General features: G+C 64.0%; 21 protein-coding genes, 1 tRNA gene and 1 pseudogene. 16 read left to right on the plus strand and 7 right to left on the minus strand.

Annotation, left to right across the window (positions count from 1 at the left end):
- Positions 1 to 306: 306 nt before the first annotated feature.
- Positions 307 to 558 (plus strand): annotated as a pseudogene (locus OKW76_RS06075) (peptidase M28); the annotation flags it as partial.
- Here OKW76_RS06075 and OKW76_RS16175 read toward each other — a convergent pair.
- The 3 genes from OKW76_RS16175 to OKW76_RS06090 form a co-directional block, all read right to left on the minus strand.
- On the minus strand, positions 558 to 968 hold the full coding sequence (locus OKW76_RS16175) for a hypothetical protein (RefSeq protein WP_322740113.1): 411 nt from the start codon (positions 966 to 968) through the stop codon (positions 558 to 560). The pseudogene OKW76_RS06075 and the gene OKW76_RS16175 overlap by 1 nt on opposite strands.
- Before the next feature lie 398 nt (positions 969 to 1,366).
- Positions 1,367 to 2,698: an ATP-binding protein gene (locus tag OKW76_RS06085; protein WP_265552029.1), complete on the minus strand. Its 1,332-nt coding sequence runs from the start codon at positions 2,696 to 2,698 to the stop codon at positions 1,367 to 1,369.
- Positions 2,698 to 3,354: a winged helix-turn-helix domain-containing protein gene (locus OKW76_RS06090; protein ID WP_265552032.1), complete on the minus strand. Its 657-nt coding sequence runs from the start codon at positions 3,352 to 3,354 to the stop codon at positions 2,698 to 2,700. The genes OKW76_RS06085 and OKW76_RS06090 overlap by 1 nt, the downstream gene beginning before the upstream one ends.
- A 115-nt stretch (positions 3,355 to 3,469) precedes the next feature.
- Between OKW76_RS06090 and OKW76_RS06095 the strand changes: the two genes are divergently transcribed.
- From OKW76_RS06095 to OKW76_RS06105, 3 genes are read left to right on the plus strand one after another with little or no spacing between them, the layout of a single operon-like run.
- Positions 3,470 to 4,246, plus strand: a complete 777-nt coding sequence (locus OKW76_RS06095) for a TlpA disulfide reductase family protein (protein WP_265552035.1) — start codon at positions 3,470 to 3,472, stop codon at positions 4,244 to 4,246.
- Positions 4,243 to 4,932, plus strand: coding sequence for a DsbA family protein (locus tag OKW76_RS06100; RefSeq protein WP_265552037.1), 690 nt, complete (start codon positions 4,243 to 4,245; stop codon positions 4,930 to 4,932). The genes OKW76_RS06095 and OKW76_RS06100 overlap by 4 nt, the downstream gene beginning before the upstream one ends.
- 12 nt (positions 4,933 to 4,944) lie before the next feature.
- Complete coding sequence (locus OKW76_RS06105; protein ID WP_265552040.1) at positions 4,945 to 7,059, plus strand: protein-disulfide reductase DsbD family protein; 2,115 nt, start codon at positions 4,945 to 4,947, stop codon at positions 7,057 to 7,059.
- 374 nt (positions 7,060 to 7,433) lie between these two features.
- On the opposite strand, the gene OKW76_RS06110 is transcribed toward OKW76_RS06105, so the two are convergent.
- Both OKW76_RS06110 and OKW76_RS06115 read right to left on the minus strand, forming a co-directional pair.
- Positions 7,434 to 7,535 (minus strand): hypothetical protein, encoded by a 102-nt coding sequence (locus OKW76_RS06110; RefSeq protein ID WP_265552042.1) that lies wholly within the window; start codon positions 7,533 to 7,535, stop codon positions 7,434 to 7,436.
- A gap of 520 nt (positions 7,536 to 8,055) precedes the next feature.
- Positions 8,056 to 8,145, minus strand: a tRNA-Ser gene (locus OKW76_RS06115).
- Positions 8,146 to 8,278: 133 nt separating this feature from the next.
- Here OKW76_RS06115 and hspQ point away from each other — a divergent pair.
- The 4 genes from hspQ (at position 8,279) to OKW76_RS06135 (ending at position 10,146) form a co-directional block, all read left to right on the plus strand.
- Positions 8,279 to 8,662: a heat shock protein HspQ gene (hspQ, locus tag OKW76_RS06120; protein ID WP_265552045.1), complete on the plus strand. Its 384-nt coding sequence runs from the start codon at positions 8,279 to 8,281 to the stop codon at positions 8,660 to 8,662.
- Positions 8,663 to 8,777: 115 nt separating this feature from the next.
- A complete protein-coding gene (gene rplU, locus OKW76_RS06125) occupies positions 8,778 to 9,131 on the plus strand; it encodes a 50S ribosomal protein L21 (protein ID WP_265552802.1) in 354 nt (117 codons plus the stop codon).
- Between the two features lie 23 nt (positions 9,132 to 9,154).
- Entirely contained in the window at positions 9,155 to 9,424 is a 270-nt protein-coding gene (gene rpmA, locus OKW76_RS06130) for a 50S ribosomal protein L27 (protein WP_033920798.1), read from the plus strand.
- A gap of 152 nt (positions 9,425 to 9,576) precedes the next feature.
- Positions 9,577 to 10,146, plus strand: coding sequence for a GNAT family N-acetyltransferase (locus OKW76_RS06135; RefSeq protein WP_265552047.1), 570 nt, complete (start codon positions 9,577 to 9,579; stop codon positions 10,144 to 10,146).
- Positions 10,147 to 10,191: 45 nt separating this feature from the next.
- Here OKW76_RS06135 and OKW76_RS06140 read toward each other — a convergent pair whose 3' ends face one another.
- Entirely contained in the window at positions 10,192 to 11,046 is an 855-nt protein-coding gene (locus tag OKW76_RS06140; protein ID WP_265552049.1) for a metal-dependent hydrolase, read from the minus strand.
- Between the two features lie 54 nt (positions 11,047 to 11,100).
- Between OKW76_RS06140 and OKW76_RS06145 the strand changes: the two genes are divergently transcribed.
- From OKW76_RS06145 to lptG, 8 genes are all read left to right on the plus strand, one after another.
- Positions 11,101 to 11,676 carry a TetR/AcrR family transcriptional regulator gene (locus OKW76_RS06145; protein ID WP_265552051.1) on the plus strand — a complete coding sequence of 192 codons (576 nt, stop codon included), beginning with the start codon at positions 11,101 to 11,103 and terminating at the stop codon, positions 11,674 to 11,676.
- Between the two features lie 166 nt (positions 11,677 to 11,842).
- Positions 11,843 to 12,913: a GTPase ObgE gene (gene obgE / locus OKW76_RS06150; RefSeq protein WP_265552053.1), complete on the plus strand. Its 1,071-nt coding sequence runs from the start codon at positions 11,843 to 11,845 to the stop codon at positions 12,911 to 12,913.
- Positions 12,914 to 13,043: 130 nt separating this feature from the next.
- Positions 13,044 to 14,156, plus strand: a complete 1,113-nt coding sequence (gene proB / locus OKW76_RS06155; RefSeq protein ID WP_265552055.1) for a glutamate 5-kinase — start codon at positions 13,044 to 13,046, stop codon at positions 14,154 to 14,156.
- The gene (locus tag OKW76_RS06160) at positions 14,153 to 15,049 is read left to right on the plus strand and encodes an NAD-dependent epimerase/dehydratase family protein (protein WP_265552057.1); all 897 of its coding nucleotides are present in this window, start codon (positions 14,153 to 14,155) and stop codon (positions 15,047 to 15,049) included. The genes proB and OKW76_RS06160 overlap by 4 nt, the downstream gene beginning before the upstream one ends.
- Positions 15,050 to 15,113: 64 nt before the next feature.
- A complete protein-coding gene (locus tag OKW76_RS06165; RefSeq protein ID WP_256507926.1) occupies positions 15,114 to 15,356 on the plus strand; it encodes an acyl carrier protein in 243 nt (80 codons plus the stop codon).
- 140 nt (positions 15,357 to 15,496) lie between these two features.
- Positions 15,497 to 16,765, plus strand: coding sequence for a serine palmitoyltransferase (spt, locus tag OKW76_RS06170; protein WP_265552059.1), 1,269 nt, complete (start codon positions 15,497 to 15,499; stop codon positions 16,763 to 16,765).
- A 319-nt stretch (positions 16,766 to 17,084) separates the two neighbouring features.
- Positions 17,085 to 18,254 carry an LptF/LptG family permease gene (locus tag OKW76_RS06175; protein ID WP_265552061.1) on the plus strand — a complete coding sequence of 390 codons (1,170 nt, stop codon included), beginning with the start codon at positions 17,085 to 17,087 and terminating at the stop codon, positions 18,252 to 18,254.
- Positions 18,255 to 18,285: 31 nt separating this feature from the next.
- Positions 18,286 to 19,380 carry an LPS export ABC transporter permease LptG gene (gene lptG, locus OKW76_RS06180; RefSeq protein WP_265552064.1) on the plus strand — a complete coding sequence of 365 codons (1,095 nt, stop codon included), beginning with the start codon at positions 18,286 to 18,288 and terminating at the stop codon, positions 19,378 to 19,380.
- A gap of 10 nt (positions 19,381 to 19,390) precedes the next feature.
- On the opposite strand, the gene OKW76_RS06185 is transcribed toward lptG, so the two are convergent.
- Positions 19,391 to 20,488 (minus strand): fatty acid desaturase family protein, encoded by a 1,098-nt coding sequence (locus tag OKW76_RS06185; protein ID WP_265552067.1) that lies wholly within the window; start codon positions 20,486 to 20,488, stop codon positions 19,391 to 19,393.
- Between the last annotated feature and the right edge of the window lie 82 nt (positions 20,489 to 20,570).

The raw sequence follows: 20,570 nt of genomic DNA on the forward strand, positions 1-20,570 counted from the left end.
TGAAGCGTTCGGGCGGCGGTGACGCCACTCAAGCCGCATCGACGAGGCGCTGAGGCTCGCGGGGCTGGCTGTTCGGAAGCCGTTCTCCGCTTGCTGGTTTTCGCGACGCGTCACTTATCTGCGCTGGTCAGGGAATAACGCCGCAAGACTAGTGGCCAGATCGGCATTCTTGAACGGCGTAGTCACTCGCGGTAGCCTCGGCGCGATGCTATCTACGCCAGCGTAGCCCGACACGAGCAGGATCGGCAACGTCGCATTCAGCGCGCGCGCGTAGCGAGCGGAAAGCGCTGTTCCGCGCCCTACCCTTATCTCGTCGAGCAATTCCAAGCGGCAGGGCTGGAGCCGGGCAATCAGGGCGAATGGTTCCAGGATGTGCCGCTGGTCGAAATCACCGCGCGCAACGTGTCGCCGCTGACCTTCACCGGCGACAAGACTCCGATGAGCCTCGCATACGGGCCGCAAATGGTGATCGGCACCCATCAGGTCACGCCGCGCATCGACCTGAAAGACTCCTACGTCGTCTTCGTCGGCTATGGCGTCAACGCGCCCGAACGCGGCTAGGTGCCGTCAATCAACCATTTCGGAAAGCTTGGTAGCAGCTTGCCGCCATAGCCGAACTCAGCGAGCACGATCTTGCCGCGTTCAACGGTCAGTAGACAGAAACCATAGCCGTCATAGCCCGCCACCAAAGGCTTGCCCGCCAGCGTCGCAAGGAGATTGATCGCGACGATCGGCGCCTGCTTCCGAACCGCAGCTGGTAGGAAGGTCGCGACCGCGTCCTTCACCGATTTCACGCCCTTTGGTACGACCGAAGCCATGCTGTGGCTCGTCAAATCAAGATCGAAACCACCGGCCCCCACCATCGTCCAACCGGGTTGATAATGATGTACGTCGCGCGGTTCGAGATTGGCCGAGCGCGGTTGACCAGGCTCCTCGTCATCGGGGCAGTTGTTGATGATCGTGCGCACGCCTTGCGCCGCGACCTGGTCGATCGAGATCGATCAGCGCAGACATTCCACAATGCCTCGGTCCTTCGTTGATGGGGCTGTGATGAACCACAAGGTGCTCGATCTCCCAGCCTAGGAAGCACTAGCGCAGTAAGTCTTCAGTATACATATAAGCGACGTTAGGCGGCCCTCCGGCCCCATTGCTTATATGCTCGCGCCGATATCCCTGCAAAAGGACCAGTCCACCCGGTATCCCTGCAAAAGGACCAGTCCACCCGGCCGCGTACCCTTTTTCATGCCCCCGAAAATGGCAGGACGCTCTGCTGGGCTTGCAAATCGAATGAAGATCGCGATCACCGCGTCATAAGTCACTTCAGGCCAATTCCATTCGATGACGGTCGTGCAAGACGAACTCCTTATTAAGTGGTGCCTTCGCGTATCCGCGATCGGGGGAAGCGCAACACCGCGGTAAAACCGCCCTCATGCGTAACAAGCTCAAGCACGCCATCAGCGGGAGCAATGGCAGCTTCGACGATAGCCAGACCGAGTCCTGTTCCTCCCGCTTGTGCGCCGGGGCCGCGCTCAAAGCGTCGACGAACTCGTTCCTGGTCAGATCGTGCGATGCCGCGACCGACATCGGTAACGTGAAGTTCGAACGTATCCGCGAGCACGCACTTAATGCCAACGCTGCCGGGCTGACCGTGATGGATCGCATTTTCAACCAGGTTGCCCAGGGCCAGTCGCAGGGATTCTTGATCGAGGGCGATTTCCAACCCTGAATGGCGACATGCCGTCTTCAGCTGCCGCTCTTTGAGGTCGGCTATCAACCCATAGTCATGCTCGACCGCCTCAATAACATCACCGAGCCGGGTAAAAGTCTGCTTTGAACCCCGAGCCTGTGCTTCCTGGCGAGCAAGGTCGAGCAACTGACGGACAAGTCGGCTGGTTCGATCGACCGACACCGTAATCCGCTCCAGCGCGTGATCACGCATGCCGTCGTCGGTTGCCCGGCGTGCGACCTCGGCTTGCGTTTTTAGCCCAGCGAGCGGCGTTTGCAGTTCGTGGGCAGCGTTGGCAACGAAAGCCCGCTCGGCTTGTCGAGCTGCATCTAACCGACGAAGCAATTCATCCATCGCCCGAACCAGCGGACCGAGCTCAGACGGTACCGCGTGTGTCTCCAGAGGCAACAGGCTATCGGGAGACCGGCTATCGATGGCAGCGGTAAGGCGCTGCAGCGGCGACAGCCCGCGGCGCACCCCCAGCCATAGAAGCATCGCAAGCGCCGCTAATCCCACCGAGGCAGGGAGCAGCAAACCGAACATCAAATCGCGCAGCAGCCGCTGCCGCACCGCCAGATTGTCGCCGACCATTACGCGAATACTGCGCGCCGTATCGATGTGCGTATAAACCCGCCAATTATGCTCGTTGATACTACGCTCGGAAAAGCCAGGAGCTCCCCCGGCCAGCGGCACATCAGGCGCGCCGGCCGACTGACCGAGCAATCCCCCGCCAAGCGACCATATCTGGCAGGAAAGCTCTCTCGAATAGGGTGCGGCAATCGCCTGCTTGGCAGGCGTTCCAGCGGCTACATCGAGTGCCGCGACCATTCGCGCTGCTTCCACAAGCCGGCGATCGAGCACTCGTTCAATTTCGGCGCGAGTCGAGATCGCCGTCCATGCTGCGGCCCCAGACCACACCAGTAAGGTTACCGTTGCAACGAGCGCGAAAAGGCGGATACGCAACGAACGCATCAGGTCGCAATCCTGTAGCCTTCACCGCGCACCGTCTCGATGCGCGTTCGGCCAAGTTTGGTTCGGAGCTTGTGAATATGAACTTCGACAGCGTTGCTCTCGACCTCCTCTCGCCAGCCGTAGATCCGATCTTCGAGCACAACTCGCGACAGGATATGCCCCGGATGTTCGGCAAGGGCGTGCAGGATAGCGAATTCACGGCGAGACAGGGTTACCTGCTCAGCGCCAAGCGTGACCTTTCTTTGCGCGACACTGATTTCGAGCTCGCCTAGCACGATCGCGTCAGACGCCCGACCGACCGATCTGCGTAACATGGCGCGGACGCGGGCTGAAAGCTCCGCGAGATCGAACGGTTTGCCGAGATAATCATCCGCACCCGAATCCAGCCCGTCGACTCGATCACCTACAAGGTTTCGCGCCGTGAGCAGCAGAACCGGCGTGTCGTTTCCTGCTCGCCGCCATTCGGCTAGTAGGTCGAGGCCCGACCCGTCGGGTAACCCAATATCGAGAATGACACCTAGATGATCGCTTGCAACGAGGCCTGCACGGGCGTCCGCAATACAGGCGACAGCATCGACCTCGAAACCGTCAAGCCCAAGACCTGCCACCAATCCATCGCGTAGGACGTCGTCGTCTTCTACCAATAAAATTCGCATTCTCATTCCCTCGGGCCGCAATCTTATAGCCAGCTTAACGCAGGCCATAAGCGAGCCTTAAGGTAGCAAGGCGATCGGGATGGCCATGGATGGTATCTTTCGACTTGGCCCTTTTATGATCGAAATCGATCGAGCGCTGGCATTGATTGCAATTTGGGCATTCCTCAGCGCCGGAACAATCATTGCTGCGCAAACCGAAAGCCGTGCCGGGCGAGTCGCTTGGATTGCGGTGGGCATCGGTATTGTTGCAGCGCGAGCGGGATTCATCTTTCAAAATATGGGGGCTTTCCTAGTCGAGCCGTGGACCATTATCGCTCTTTGGCAAGGAGGGTTCATGCCGTGGCTGGGGATCGCGGCGACGGCGGCGACAGTAATAGTGACGCTTGGGCGACAGCCTGCCACGGCGTACCTGATCGGTGCCCTGATTGCCCTGTCGCTGACCCACGTGGCGGTTGGAGCAGCTACCGCCACAAAGCCCAAGCCTCTGCCCTCGACCATCGTGCTGCGATCGATGGCGGGCGCAGAGGTTGCGCTCGACACAATGCGCGGTCAGCCGTTCGTTTTGAACCTTTGGGCGACGTGGTGCCCCCCGTGTCGCCGAGAACTTCCGATGTTGATGGACGTCGCTGGCAATACAGACGTCCCGGTCCTTCTTGTTAACCAGGGCGAGCCGGCGGGAAGGGTACGGGCATTTCTTTCGATCAATGACCTGCCCGGGGGTTCGGTGATCCTCGACACCGAACAGCGCGTCGCCGCTGCGACCGGCGCTCGCGCTTTTCCGACGACGCTTTTTGTGAATGCCGATGGTGAAATAGCCCGCGTCCACACTGGCGAAATATCTCGAGCGGCGCTGACCGCCGCTATTCGCGACCTTGAAAGGGCGACATTATGAAGAGGCTCTACTTACTAGGCCTGGCTGCCGCTGTGCTCCTGCTTATCGCCGTACTGGTTGGTCGGTCGGACATCGATAACAGTGCCCATGCACAGAACGTCGAACTCGCGGGCGACACCCGGCGAGTGGACGAAGGTGCGCTTATCAGGGCCGAAATTCAGAATGACACTGTCGTGCCGAAGGTTGCTCCCAGGGGCTACGATGTAACCGTGGTGATGTTTTCCGACTATCAGTGCCCCTATTGCCGCAAGGTTCATCCAGTCCTCGAGCAGATGAAGCGCGAAGACAAGAAATTGCGGATCGTATACCGGGATTGGCCGATCTTCGGTGCGGGATCATTAGAAGCGGCTAGGGCGTCGATAGCATCGCAATACCAAGGTAAGCATGCTGCCTTCAACGATGCGATGATGAACGTCCAGGGCAAAGTCACGTCGGCCAGCATCCGCGCCGCCGCGGGCCGCGCTAACGTCGACTGGGCCAAATTACAGGCTGATATGACCGCCCATACGAGTGACATCGATGGAGCGATAGACCGTACCGGGCGCTATGCCGCCATGATGGGATTAAGCGGCACGCCCGCGATGCTGGTAGGCCCTTACCTTATTCCGGGTGCGATCGATTTGCCTGGTATGCGCAAGGCCGTAGCCATGGCGCGGGAAAATCCAAATGGCGCCTCCACAACATAACCGGGGCTAGCAATGATTACTCGATTTCTGCTTGGCCTGATAGCATTGCTGGTCGCAGCAACGCCCAATGTTGTGTCTGCTGCCGATCAGCACATCTCTGTAGCCATAACGGCAAGCAGCACTGCCCCCCGCCCCGGCTCGGGCGCTCGTGTCGCTATTGTCATGACGCCTGAACCAGGTTGGCATGCATATTGGAGCAACCCCGGCGATAGCGGATTGCCTCCCGAGGCAACCTGGACCTTGCCCGAAGGGGTGAGGATCGGTGCGTTCGAGCATCCTGCGCCGAGCTTGCTCGAATTGGGCGGACTAGCCAGCTACGTCCACGCGGGGACATTTACCCTACTGGCTGACCTGACGATAAGCCCATCCGTACCGGCCGGGACACCCCTGCCCATACGGGGTTCACTAAGCTGGCTTGCCTGCTCCGACAGTCTGTGTGTTCCGGAAAAGGCTGAGATAAAGCTGGACTTGGCGGCCGGCGACGGCTCGGTCAGCGAAAGCAGCAATGCGGTTTTCAGGCGCGCCGAAGCCGCATTGCCGATCAACCCATCCGTTCAGGCGAGTTTCGATCAGGTGGGAGATCGTCTGCAAATCGAGATCGAATCTCCGGTCGCCTTCGACATGAAGCAGGTTCGGCTTTATCCGGCGGAATCCGGGTGGTTCCCTGCGGATGTCGTTCAGCAGGTTTCCTCCTCATCGAGTGGAATTCGGATATCCGTCACGACGAGCGCCAAGTTGCCGGCCAGGCAGTTCAAGGGCGTACTCAGCGACGGGCAACACAGCATTGTCGTGAACGCGGACCCACAACGTTCCAACACCCAGGCTCGAAATGCGCCAAAATCTAGCGAGCAGCCTATCCAGCTGGAGCAGGCATCGCCGCCGCTTGCCAGGGTACCCGAAATTCCCGCTTTCGCGGCGCCTAGCGTGGGCGATGACGCCCCAGCCATATGGGTAGCACTCATCGGCGCATTGCTGGGCGGCCTGCTGCTCAACCTTATGCCATGCGTCTTTCCTATTCTGTCGCTGAAAGCCTTGAGCTTGGTTCGCTCAGCCGGCAATCCAAGCGCTGCGCGTGTCGAAGGAATGGCCTATCTAGCGGGCAGCGTATCGGTCACCACTGCGCTGGGCGCGGTTTTGCTAGCCGCCCGAGCGATGGGCCAGGACATCGGATGGTCCTTCCAGCTCCAAGACCCGCGCGCGATCATCGTCCTGATGATTATGACGCTGGCCATTGCCCTCAATTTGGCTGGTGTCTTCAATGTACGCGGCCCTTCCCTATCGGGGGGCTGGCTGACGCGACGCGACTGGCAGGGCGCTTTCGGGACTGGCGCTCTTGCGGCGGTGATTGCGACACCCTGCAGCGGGCCGTTCATGGGCGTCGCACTTGGCGCGGCCCTGATACTGCCACCTGCATCAGCTTTGGCGGTTTTCGCTGGTCTCGGGCTAGGGATGGCGCTGCCATTTCTTGCGATCGCGATGTTCCCGCCGCTGCGCCAACTTTTACCAAAGCCGGGTGCCTGGATGGAAACGTTCCGTCGCCTTCTAGCGATACCGATGTTGCTGACTGCGATCGGACTTGCATGGGTGCTCGGTCGGCAGAGCGGGGCGGATGGCATGGCGGTCGGCCTTGTCCTGGCTATGGTAGCCGCGCTAGGCTTATGGTGGTTCGGGCTTCGCCAAAAAAACGGCAAGCCAATTGCAATCAGCCTTGTTCCGATGGCTGCCGCGCTGGCCATTTCGCTGGTCATCGAATTGCCTCAGCCCGCAACCGCCGCCAGTCAGACGGCTCAAGCAACCGAAGCTTTCACGGAGGTCCGTTACGCCGAGCTTCGATCGGCTGGCACGCCGGTCTTCGTCGACATGACCGCCGACTGGTGCTTGATTTGCCAGGTTAACAAGCGTGTCGCGATCGACCGCCCCTCGACACGCAAGGCATTCGCTGATGCAGGCGTAGTGATGCTCGTTGGCGACTGGACGCGCGGCGATCCTACTATCACCAAGTTTCTCAAGACCAATGGCCGGAATTCGATACCCTACTACCTCTTCAGCGATACCGTAGGGCGCGAGCATGAGCTGCCCCAAGTGCTGACCACCGACATGCTCGTCGATCGCGCCAGTGCAAGTTGATATATGACCAACTTACACCTGTCGTTTAATCTATAGTTCCCACAGGAGCGAGGAATAATTACCGTCGATTTTAATATCGACCACAGGCATTTGACAATATGTATTAATCGACAGGGCCACTGATCACGCCGAGATTATCGACCCGGTGCTCGGTTTTGATTCTTTATCCGCGAACATATCGACGATAAATGCTGACAAGCTAATCGGCATTGTAAAAAAGGAGCGGCTAATTTTTGATTGGGATTTGGGTACACATCCCCACGCTGATCACGTTTCGTCTGCATTGCAAATTGCAGACCGCCTGGCCGCGCCGACAGCTATCGGTGAGAAGGTCGTTGAAGTTCAAAAGCTCTGGCGTGACATATACCGCCTAACTAACCTGGCGGTGAACGCATCTCTATGGGACCGGTTATTCCGGGACGCTGGTCGACGGCTCGCCAGAGGTAGACCATCTCCCCATTCAGCTTCACGTACATCTCGTCGAGGTCCCAGCGCCAGCGTCAAAAGCCCGCATCCAGCTCAACCGCTGGCGGCGGGTGTAACCAGCGAACATCGGTCCGAACCTGTTCCACCACATCCGTACCGTCTCATGGCAGATGTCGATCTCCCTCTCGCGTAGCGGCTCCTCCACGTGCCGCAGTGACAGCAGAAAGCGCACATACATCGGCACTTCAGCCGGATCACCTCCGGCGACGAGCTGAAGTAGCGAAACGGGCTGACTGGCTTGTGCGGGCGGGGCATCAGGACCCCTCGACACACCATCGCACCGCCCATCAAGCGGTCGAACCTGGGCGCGTCCATAAGGGCCCCGTTCGGCCGCGCCGTGGGCCGCTCCCAGTGCGGCACTGCAACCCGTAAGCCTGGAGAATCGTCGGGCAGAATGCGCGTCCGCGGGTCAGCATCAGACTCGCTGCGGTACCGCAGCGGCGCGGAACGGCGCAGAAATGCGCCCGTGGCCAGGTTCTTCCGCCAAATTCGAAAAGCGTGAAGACCAAATGGCGGAGAGGGTGGGATTCGAACCCACGGTACCCGCAAGGGCACGCCGCATTTCGAGTGCGGTACATTCGACCACTCTGCCACCTCTCCGCGAGGTCATTTGGTGCCGGTGGACAAGCTGTCCGAGACCGGCTCCGGTCGACGAAGGCGGGCGTCTAATCGACAATCGACGGGCGTGCAAGGGGCTGCTTGTGCGCTGCGCAACAGCCATTAGATTGGGGGCATGTCGCAAAACCAATTTCCACACGACCGCCCGCTCGATCCCGGCGTGCCGCTGCCGCCGATCGCGCATGCGCGCTTCAACGTGGGCGAAGTCGTCCGCCACCGCCTGTTCGACTTTCGCGGCGTGATCTTCGACGTCGATCCGGTCTTCGCCAATACCGAGGAATGGTATGACGCGATCCCCGAGAGCGTGCGCCCGCGCAAGGACCAGCCCTTTTACCACCTGCTCGCGGAAAATGCCGATTCGAGCTATGTCGCCTATGTCAGCCAACAGAATCTGGTGACCGACGACAGCGACGAGCCGATCGACCATCCAGCGATCGGCGGGCTGTTCGACAAGTTGGATAACGGTCGATATCGGCTAAAACAGAGCCATCGGCACTGACATCCAGGGGCGCAGGCGGTTGACAGCCGCCGCCCCTTGGCATAACCCCACCTTTCCTTCTCGCGGGGCTTTGGCTTTTCGCGGGGATTACGCATTGAAGAAGAGTCGAAAGCCCATGTTCGCAGTCGTGCGCACGGGCGGCAAGCAGTATCGCGTTGCCGCCGGAGACAAGATCGTCGTCGAGAAGATCGACGGTGAAGCTGGTGATTCGGTCACGCTGGGCGATGTCCTGATGACCGGTGAAGGCAGCGATTTGAAGGCTGGCAGCGGGCTGACCGTCGCCGCCGAGATCATTGCGCAGGCGAAGGGCGACAAGGTCATCGTCTTCAAGAAGCGTCGCCGCCACAATTATCGCCGCAAGAACGGCCACCGCCAGAATCACACGATCCTGAAGATCGTGGCGATCGGCGGCGAGCGGGCCAAGGGCGAGCAGGCCAAGGCCGGCGCCAGCGAAGACGCTGCGGCCTGATCCGAGCACGAGGAGCATAGACAATGGCACATAAGAAAGCAGGCGGCTCGTCGCGCAACGGTCGCGACTCCGAGAGCAAGCGCCTTGGCGTGAAGAAGTTCGGCGGCCAGCTGGTCGTGCCGGGCAACATTCTGGTGCGCCAGCGTGGCACCAAATTCTATCCCGGCCCGAACGTCGGCATCGGCAAGGACCACACGCTGTTCGCGTTGGTCGACGGCCATGTCGCGTTCAACAAGGGCAAGCTTGGCCGTACTTTCTGTGCGGTGCAGCCGATGGCGCAAGCCGCAGAATAACGGGCAACCGGCCGGGTTGCCCACCAGGGCGACCCGGTGTTCCGTCAAGGAACCAGCGAACAAGGGAGACGGGTCACCCCGGTCTCCCTTTTTTCATGCTCCCTCCCCTGCCCCGCCGCTCGCCGGCGACGGCGTTTGCGAGGAGCGCGAGCATGTTCATACGCACGGCAAGACTGACGTTGCGGCCCGGCTGGCCCGAGGACGCCCCTGCTCTGTTCGCGGCGATCGCCGATCGCGGCGTGGTAGAGATGCTCGCACGGGCGCCCTGGCCCTATGGCCTTGACGACGCGGCGGCATTCCTGGCGCAGCCTGCGCGCGCGGGCGAACCCAATTTCCTGATCTTCGAGCATGTCGATCGCGCGGTCCGGCTGATCGGCAGCATCGGCGTGCATCGCGACGATGCCGGCGCGCTCGAATTCGGCTATTGGATAAGGCGCGATGCCTGGGGGCGCGGTTATGCGACCGAGGCGGGCGCGGCGGTGCTCGAGACGCTGCGCGCCAGCCTGCGGATCAAGCGAATCGTGTCGGGGCATTTCGCCGACAATCCGGCGTCGGGACGGGTACTGGCGAAGCTGGGGTTCGTGCCCACGGGCGCGGTCGAGCCGCGCTGGTCGCGCGCCCGCGGTGTCGAGGTGCCGTGCGTGCTGTACGAGCGCGACGCCCCTTCTCCCCTCCCGCTTGCGGGAGGGGTCGGGGGAGGACTGGTTGAAGCGGTAGCGTGACAGACCCTCCCCTAACCCCTCCCGCCTGCGGGAGGGGGATTGGACCTATGCCGCCACCGGCATTCTCGCCGCGGCATAATCGCTGTCGACCTTGCCGATCAGCGCGCGATCGTCGTGGTTCCAGGGGTGGAAGCCGGGCAGGAAGAAGCTCGCCCAAGCGCCCATGATCTTGCGCGCCATGCCGGGGCGGCCGAAGGCGTAGCGGAACAGCCGCCATTGCACCGCCGGCCCGCGCAGCCCGTCCTGGTCGAGCAGGTCGAGAATCCCGGTGGTCCGTCCGCGAAAGAATTTCGCGGTGACGATCACCATCACCAGTGATTTGACATACCAGCGCCGCAGCCGGCTCAAATCGCGTGTCGCGTGCATCCAGGTGTCGTAGGCGACTCCCTTATGCTCGATCTCCTCGATCGCGTGCCAGCGCCACATCGCCACCGCCTCGGCATCGCCACCGGCGAGATGCGCCGGCGTCGCGACTAGCTCGTGCGCCAGGATCGCGGTGAAATGTTCGAGGCACATCGTCGCGGCCAGATTAGCAATCGGCGGCCGTCCCTTGGTGATCGCAAGCTCGTCATCGACGCGCCGCTCGAGCCGCGACACGTCATAGCCCTGGTCGGTGACGTGGCGGTTGAATGCGACATGCTCGCGGGTGTGGAGCACTTCCTGCTTCACGAACGCGTTGATTTCGGCGGCGAGCCGCGGCGGCGCATCGTCGCGGAACTTGCGCACCGAATCGACGAAAAACCCCTCCCCCTTGGGAAAAGTGACCGACAGCGCATTGTAGAAGGCGGTCGCGATCGGATCGTCGTTCAGCCACCAGCGGCGGTAGCGATCGCCGCCACGACCGAAGCGACGATCGCGCGGGGTGATCGTCAGGTCGGCGGGAGTCTTTGCTTTCGACACCGAAATCCTCCACGGTTTGCGACAGATGCCTCGAAATAATCGCTACTTACATTCATGTCAATAGAACGCAAAAGGCTTAGCCCCGAGCAGTCGCGGGTCGCTGCACTGCAGGCCGCGCGCGAGCTGCTGATCGAAGCCGGCCCGCAGGCGGTGACGCTCAAGGCGGTCGCGGCGCGGATCGGGCGGACCCACGCCAATCTGCTCCACCATTTCGGCTCGGCGGCAGGGCTGCAAAAGGCGCTGGCCGAGAGCATGGCCGACACGATCACCGCCAAGATCGGTGCCGCGGCGCTGCGCGCGCGCGCCGAGCAGGATCCGCGCGAAGTGGTCGAGCTGACCTTCGATGCGTTCGACAAGGAAGGCGCCGGCGCGCTGGCGAGCTGGATGATCCTGTCGGGCAACAACGACGCGCTCGACCCGATCCTCGAGGCGATCCATCGGCTGGTCGACGATCTTTCGGCGGCGGGGGGCGACCGGCCGATCCACGACGATACGTTGCAGCTGGTGCTGATGGCGCTGGGCGATGCGCTGATGGGCGGGCCGATGGCCAAGGCGCTGGGATTGCCGCGCGATACCGCCAGGCGGCTGGCGTTGCAGGCGCTGGTGCGATCGCACGGGGTGAACGCCTAGATCCTCCCCCGCCAGGGGGAGGGGAACCAGCGAAGCTGGTGGAGGGGGCGGATTACCAACGGCCGCTCGTGTCCTCCCCCTCCACCGCTTCGCGGTCCCCCTCCCCCTTGCGGGGGAGGATTTGGTAGGCTTCGACATTTCCCTGTAACTGCGCTATCGGCACGCCATGCATTTTCTTGACCAGGCAAAGATCTTCGTCCGATCGGGCGCGGGCGGCGGCGGAGCGGTTGGCTTCCGGCGTGAGAAATATATCGAATATGGCGGTCCCGATGGCGGCGACGGCGGCAAGGGCGGCGACATCATCTTCGAGGCCGTCCCCGGTCTCAACACGCTGATCGACTTTCGCTATACCCAGCATTTCCGCGCGCCGCGCGGCAATGGCGGTGCGGGCAGCAACCGCACCGGCGGCGGCGGCGAGGATCTGGTGATCAAGGTGCCGGTCGGCACCCAGATCATCAGCGAAGACAAGGAACATGTGCTCGCCGACTTCACCAAGCCGGGGCAGCGCCAGGTGTTCATGCGCGGCGGCGATGGCGGGCGCGGCAATGCCAGCTACAAAACCTCGACCAACCGCACCCCGCGCCAGCATGGCAGCGGGTGGCCGGGTGACGAGGCTTGGGTATGGCTGCGGCTGAAGCTGCTTGCCGATGCCGGGCTGCTGGGGCTGCCCAATGCGGGCAAATCGACCTTCATCAACGCGGTGACCAATACCAAGGCCAAGGTCGGCGACTATCCCTTCACCACCACGCGCCCGCAATTGGGCGTGGTCAGCCACAAGTCCCGCGAATTCGTGCTCGCCGACATTCCCGGGCTGATCGAGGGTGCCGCCGATGGCGCGGGGATCGGCGACCGGTTCCTGGGCCATGTCGAGCGCTGCCGCGTACTGCTCCATCTGGTCGACGCCAATGGCGACGACGTGATGGAAGCCTATCGCATCGTTCGCGAAGAGATCGCCGCCTATGGCGCCGACCTCGACGACAAGCCCGAAGTGATCGCGCTCAACAAATGCGACCTGCTCGACGCCGAACTCGTCGAAGCGATGACCGCCGAGTTGCGCGAAGCATCGGGCGGCGCCGAAATCTTCGCGATTTCTGGCGCGACCGGCGCGGGCATCGAGCCACTGCTCGACCGGATGATCGAGACGATCGGCCCGGTCGAGCGGACGCATTACGAACTCGACAATGCTGACGACGAGGACGACGGCGCTGGAGAAGTGAAGGCATGGTCGCCGATCTAGGCCCCCCTCCCTGGAAGGGAGGGGTCGGGGGTGGGTCGCGTGCTCGCGATACCGAACGCTCGTCGCCTGGCGGCGGCCGTATTGCCAGGCCTCTACCCACCCCCATCCCCTCCCTGGAAGGGAGGGGGGTATGACGTTTTCGCCGGCCGCCTGTCCGCGGCTCGTCGTCAAGGTCGGGTCTTCGCTGCTGGTCGATCCGGCGGGGGAGATTCGCCGCGACTGGCTGGCGAGCCTGGTCGCCGACATCGCCGAGCGGACGCGCGCCGGGCAGCAGGTCGCGGTGGTGTCGTCGGGCGCGATCGCGCTCGGGGCAAGGCGGTTGAAGCTCGCCAAGGGCGGGCGCGCGAGCCTCGAGGATGCGCAGGCCGCGGCGGCGACCGGGCAGATCGCGCTGGCGGGCACCTGGGCGGGGCTGCTGCACGAACAGGGGCTAACCGCCGCGCAGATGCTGTTGACGCTCGACGATCTCGAAGATCGCCGCCGCTACCTCAACGCCGCCGCGACGCTCGACCGGCTGTTGCGGCTGAACGTCGTGCCGATCATCAACGAGAATGATTCGGTCGCGACCGAAGAAATTCGCTTCGGCGACAATGACCGGCTGGCGGCGCGCGTCGCCGGCGCGGCGATGGCGCAGGGGGTGATCCTGCTGTCCGACGTCGATGGGCTCTACACCGCCAACCCCGCGACCGATCCCGCAGCGACGCTGATCCCGCGCGTCGAGACGATCGCCGCGATCGAGGGGATGGCCGATGGCTCGTCGCGCTCGGGGATGGGATCGGGCGGCATGCTCGCCAAGGTCGAGGCGGCGCGGATCGCCACCGCCGCGGGCGCGCATCTCGCAATCGCCGGGGGCCATGGGCTGAATCCGTTGCAACGCTTCGCCGACAGCGGCCACGGCACCGTCTTCGTCGCACCCGCGAGCGCGCCTGCGCGCAAGGCCTGGCTGCGCGGCGGGCTCACCGCGCGCGGCGCGATCCACATCGATGCCGGCGCGGTCGAGGCGTTGCGCGCGGGCAAAAGCCTGCTTCCCGCCGGCGCACAGCGGATCGACGGACGATTCGCACGCGGCGACCTCGTGCTGCTGGTCGCGCCCGATGGCAGCCATGTCGCGCGGGGGTTGACCGAATATGGTGACGCCGATGCCTCGCTGGTGATCGGCCGGCGCAGCGAGGAGCTTGGCGACCTGCTCGGCTACGCGCCGCGCTCGGCGCTGGTGCATCGCAACCACATGGCGTTGCTGTGAGCGTATTGGCGATCACCGGCGGCACTGGCTTCGTCGGGTCGCGGCTGGTTACGCAGGCGCTTGCCGACGGCCACCGGGTGCGCGCCCTCACCCGCCGCGCGCAGCCGCCGCGTGAGGGCGTGACCTGGATCGAAGGCGCGCTCGATCGCGTCGGCGGGCTGTGCGAGGGCGCCGATGCGGTGATCCATGTCGCGGGCGTCGTGAACGCGCCCGATCGCGCTGGGTTCGTCGCGGGTAATATCGAGGGCACGCGTGCGGTGCTCGACGCGGCCAAGGCGGCGGGGGTCGCGCGCTTCGTCCATGTCTCGTCGCTCGCGGCGCGCGAGCCCGATCTCTCGGGCTATGGCTGGTCGAAGGCGCAGGGCGATGCGCTGGTGACCGCGAGCGACCGCGATTGGGACATCGTCCGCCCGCCCGCAATCTACGGCCCCGGCGACATGGAGCTGCGCGAGATGTTCCGGCTGGCGACGCGCGGGGTGATGCCGCTGCCGCCACCGGGCAGGCTTTCGATCCTGCACGTCGACGATCTGGTGCGGCTGCTGCTCGCGCTCGCGGGCAGCAAGGGCGCGCATGCGATCTACGAGGTCGACGACCAGACCCCCGGCGCCTGGACGCACGACAGCTTCGCGCGCGCGCTCGGTCGTGCGGTCGGCCAGCGGGTGATGCCGCTGTCGCTGCCGCGTCCGTTGCTGGCGATCGCGGCGCGGGTCGCGCGCACGGTGCAGGGCGACAAGGCCAAGCTCACCCCCGATCGCGTCGCCTATTTCTGCCATCCCGACTGGACCGCCGACCCCGATCGCCGCCCGCCCGCCGCGCTGTGGCAACCGCGGATCAGCGCTGCAGAGGGGCTACCTGCCACCGCCCAGTGGTATCGCGCCAACGGCCTGCTATAGCAGCGCCGGAATGCCGCCGCATTTTGCTGGCAGGCCGATACGCAACTTAGCCAGAAAGCACCGAATGTCCGACCGTCAGGCGATCTTCGACACCGTCACCGCCCAGATCGAGCCCTTCAACAAGAAGGGCATCGCGCTGGAGGAGGGCACCACCTTCGCCGGCGATCTCGAATGGGACAGCCTGACGGTGATGGATTTCGTCGCCGCGGTCGAGGACGAGTTCGACGTGCTGATCACGATGAACATGCAGGCCGAGATCGAAACCGTCGGCCAGCTGGTCGATGCGGTGCAGAAGCTGAAGCAGTAACCACCGTTCGTCCTGAGTAGCCATTGAGCCCGTCGAAATGGCGTATCGAAGGACCGGGTCGTCTGGGGCGTGCTCCTTCGATACGGATCTTCGACAAGCTCAGCCCCTACGCAGGACGAACGGGCCAGGATGGATTTGAGATGACCGAAGCCGCAACCGCGCCCCACGCCCTGCCCGTCGAACCGGCGACCGCGCCGCCCGCGCGCGACCTGTTCAGCAAGTTCGACCCGCTGATCGCCGAGCGCGAGGCGCTGCTCGCCACCGGCGTGCGCGATCCGTTCGCGATCGTGATGGAGCGCGTGAAATCACCGACCGAGGCGGTGATCCGCGGCAAGGACACGATCCTGCTCGGCACCTATAATTACATGGGCATGACCTTCGATCCCGACGTGATCGCCGCGGGCAAGGCGGCGCTCGACCAGTTCGGGTCGGGCACCAATGGCAGCCGGATGCTCAACGGCACCTTCCGCGATCATGTCGATGCCGAGGAAGCGCTCAAGGAATTCTACGGCGCCGACCACGCGATGGTGTTCTCGACCGGATACCAGGCGAACCTCGGCATCCTGTCGACGATCGCCACCAAGGGCGAATACATCATCCTCGACGCCGACAGCCATGCGTCGATCTATGACGGCTGCGCGCTGGGCAATGCCGAAATCGTCCGCTTCCGCCACAATTCGGTCGAGGACCTCGACAAGCGCCTCGGCCGGCTGCCCGCCGATGCCGGGAAGCTGGTGGTGCTCGAAGGCGTGTATTCGATGCTCGGCGACATCGCGCCTCTCAAGGAAATGGTTGAGGTCGCGCGCAAGCACGGCGCGATGGTGCTGGTCGATGAAGCGCATTCGATGGGCTTTTTCGGCGACCATGGCCGCGGCGTGTATGAGGAAGTCGGGCTCGAACTCGGCACCGACGTCGATTTCGTGATCGGCACCTTCTCGAAGTCGGTCGGCACCGTCGGCGGTTTCTGCGTGTCGAACCATCCCAAGTTTGAAGTGATGCGGCTGTCGTGCCGGCCCTATATCTTCACCGCCTCGCTGCCGCCCTCGGTGGTCGCGACCGCCGCGACCTCGATCCGCAAGCTGATGACCGCCGACAAGAAGCGCGCGCAATTGTGGGACAATGCGCGCACGCTGCATCGCGGGCTGACCGACATGGGGTTCAAGCTCGGCACCGCGCAGCCCGATTCGGCGATCATCGCGATCATCCTCGACGACCAGCAGCAGGCGGTGGTGATGTGGCAGGCGCTGCTCGAAGGCGGCCTGTACGTCAACATGGCGCGCCCGCCGGCGACGCCCGCCGGCACCTTCCTGCTGCGCTGCTCGCTGTGCGCCGAGCACACCCCCGAACAGATCGAGCGCGTGCTGGCGATGTTCGGCGCGGCGGGGCGTGCGGTCGGCGTGATTTCGTAAATCCTGGGGTCGTTCCATCCTCCCCCGCCAGGGGGAGGTGGCAGCCAAAGGCTGACGGAGGGGGCGGACACGAAGCGCTCTCGACCCACGCGCGCCGAGAACCGCACAACCACCGACCGCGCCCCATCCTCCCCCTCCGACGGACGCTGAAGCGTCCGCCACCTCCCCCTGGCGGGGGAGGAATCGGCGGCGCACAAGGCCGGGGTGACGTACCGATGGCGAATTCGATGCTGACGCCTTGTCCTCTGCCGGGTATAGCCGGGCGTTCACCCCGCAGCGAAAGCACGCTTTTCCCGACATGAAGTCGATCGACCGCTACATGGCACGCCTGATCGCGGTGCCGCTGTTTTCGACGCTGGTGATCGCGGCGATGCTGTTGGTGCTCGACCGGATGCTGCGGTTGTTCGACTTCGTCGCGACCGAGGGCGGTCCGGTGAGCGTCGTGTGGAAGATGCTCGCCAACCTGCTGCCCGAATATCTGGGCTTGGGCATTCCGATCGGGCTGCTGCTCGGCATCCTGCTCGCCTTCCGCAAGCTTGCCGCCTCGTCCGAGCTCGACGTGCTCCAGGGCGTCGGCATGAGCTATTGGCGGCTGCTGCGCGTGCCGTATTTCTACACCATCGTGCTGGCGGCGCTGAACCTGGCGATTGTCGGCTATGTCCAGCCGACCGCGCGCTATGCCTATGAGGAATTGCGCTTCGAGCTGCGATCGGGCGCGCTCGGCGCCTCGATCAAGGTCGGCGAATTCACCAGCTTCGGCGCCGACATGACGATGCGGATCGAGGACAGCCGCGACAGCGGCCGCGACCTCTCGGGCATCTTCGTCAATTTCCGCGACAAGGACGGCGGCTGGTACGCCGCCTCGGCCGAAAAGGGCCAGTTCCTCGCGACCGACGATCCCAATACCATCCTGTTTCGCCTGACGCGCGGCACGCTGGTGCATAATTCGCCCGGCTTCGTGCGCCCGCGGGTGCTGACCTTCACCAGCCATGATTTGCCGATCCCGCTGCCCGAATTCGGGCGCTTCCGCGCGCGCGGCGACCGCAATCTCGAACGTACCTTGCCCGAACTGGTGCGGCTGGGCGGCGACGACGATGCCAGCCCCGAGCTTCGCAACACCAGCCGCGCGGCGTTCCACTTCCGCGTGGTCGAGGTGGCGACGATGTTCCTGCTGCCGCTGCTCGCGCTTGCCCTCGGCGTCCCCGCCAAAAGATCGGGATCGGCGCTCGGCGTCTTCCTGTCGATCGTGATGATCGTCACCTATCACAAGGTGAACGAATACGGCGAAGCGGTGGGCGGGCTCGGCCGCGTCGATCCGATCATCGCGTTGTGGGTGCCCTTCGCGCTCTTCGCCGCGCTCGTCGGCTGGATGTATTATCAGATCGCCTATGTCCCCGGCGGCCAGCCGATCGGCGGGCTCGAACGCGTCGCTGGCAAGCTGGTGAAGGTGGTGACCAGCCGCCTGCCTGGCCGGCGCCGGACCGCTTGATGCCCGACCGCTTCCTTAAGGCGCTATCGCAATGAACGTGTCGTTTTTCCCGTCGCGGACGGTGTCGCTCTACATGGGCAAGATGTTCCTGATCCGCACCTTCGCCATCCTGGCGGCGCTGGTGATGGTGCTCCAGGCGCTCGACCTGCTAAGCGAGAGCGGGCGCATCCTTGCCTATGAGGGCAATGGCCAGGCCGAGGTGTGGCGCTATGCGTCGCTGCGCACGCCGCAGATCATCGCGCGCTTCCTGCCCTTCGCCGTGCTGCTCGGCACGATCATCACGCTGTCGACGCTCAACCAGAATAGCGAGATCATCTCGCTCAAGGCCGCGGGGCTTTCGGCGCATCAGGTGCTCGCGCCGTTGATCGTCACCGCATTGGGCGTCGCGGTGCTGTCGTTCGCGTTCAACGACCGCGTCGTCAGCCGCGCGACCGCGACGCTGAGCGCCTGGGAGCGGGTCGATTTCGGGCCGATGCCCGTCGATCGCGGCGATCGCGCGAATATCTGGGTGCGCGAGGGCGACGACCTAGTGCAGGTGCAAGAAGTGCGCGGCCGCGGCGATGCGGCGCAGCTACGCGGCATCAGCCAATATCAGCGCCAGGGCGGATCGATCGTGTCGGTCATCACCGGCGAGCGCGGGGTGCGCGAGGGCGATGGCTGGCGGCTGACCGACGCGACGCGCTTCGACGTTCGCCGCGGCGAGGTGCAGCGCCTGCCCTCAATCGTGATCGGGCGCGGGATCAGCCCCGACCAGTTCACCTTGTCGTCGGTCGAGGCCGATGCGATGTCGTTCGGCGCGCTCAAGACCGCGGTAGGCGAGCTCGAGCAGGCGGGTCGCCCGACCAAGGCGCTCGAGGGCGCGCTGTGGCACAAATTGTCGGGCCCGCTGTCGTCGATCCTGATGCCACTGCTGGGAGCGGTCGCAGCGTTCGGTATCGCGCGATCGGGCAAGCTCTTCATCCGCGCGGTGATCGGGATGGGTCTGGGCTTCGCCTATTTCGTCGCCGACAATTTCGCGCTCGCGATGGGCAACCTGGGCGCCTATCCGCCCTTCCTGGCGGCGTGGGCGCCCTTCCTGCTGTTCTTCCTGATCGGCGAAGCGGTGCTGGTGCGGACCGAGGAATGATCCTAGCCGCTTAGCGGCTGCGCAGCGTCCCGCGCACCAGCCGGTTCAGCAGCCCCGGCAAGCCGGCATAGCTCGCCTTGTGATAGGGCGAATGTCCGTCGAGCGCGGTCGTCAGCCGGCGATGCGCCTCGCCCAGCGAATGATAGGGCAGCCCCGGCAGCAGATGATGCAGCGCGTGATAGCGCAACCCCACCGGCGCCCACAGCACCGGCAGCGTGGCGGGCGGCGGCACATTGACCGAATCGAGATACTGCGCGGTCAGCGACATTTCCTCGCCCTCATTCTCCCACAGATGCGCGACCAGGGTGCGCACCTGGTTGATCGCCATCATCCCCGAGATCGTCGCGAGCAGGATGACGAACGCCTTGAGCGGCAGCACCCCGGTCGCGGTCGCGGCGATCAGGCCGATCGCCCAGATGCTGGTCGCGATCTCGAGCTGCCACCAGCGACGCATCGCCTCGCCCTCGGTCGGGCGGCGGCGGAAATCGGGGTTGATGCACAGCGCCGAGAAACGCGCCTCGACGGGGCGGCGAAGCGACGGCACCAGGATCGATAGCGGCGTCAGCAGCGCATAGCGCACCAGGAAGCCGATCGGCGCCAGCGCGGAGATCAGCACGAACAGCGGCACACTCCACGGCTTCATATGCGCCAGCGGCAGATATTCGGGATCTTCGGCGGTGCCATAGCGGGTCTTGGCGTGGTGCAGGTTGTGCACGCCTTCATAGGTGAACGACGGCGCCATCAGCGGCACGCCGATCAGCGCGTTCCACCCCAACCGGAAACCGGGCACCGCGGCATGCTTCATATGGCTGACTTCGTGGATGAAGCTGGCGGCGCGATAGAGCGCGAGCACCGAGACGAGCCACGACACGATCGCCCAGTCGAGCGGTTCGAACAGGATCGCACCGGCAAGCGCCGCATAGCCCACTGCGGTCGAGACCAGCAGATCGGTCCAATAAACGGCCGGGCGCGGCGCGAGCAGGTCGCGCGTCATTTCGGCGGCGGTGCGAAGCATCGCCTTGTCGTCTGCCACCTGCCCGCGCGGCAGCGACAGCCGCGCCGAAGTGACACCGGTGGCGTCGAGCCCGTCGAGAGAGAAAGAGTTCATGGTGCTCGTCATTAACGCCAGATAGTGGCAGTATATGGGCATTCAATAAGTTGACATCCGCCGGGCGACGCGGGACGACGCT

The sequence above is a fragment of the Sphingomonas sp. S1-29 genome (assembly GCF_026167545.1).
Taxonomy (GTDB): Bacteria; Pseudomonadota; Alphaproteobacteria; order Sphingomonadales; family Sphingomonadaceae; genus Sphingomonas.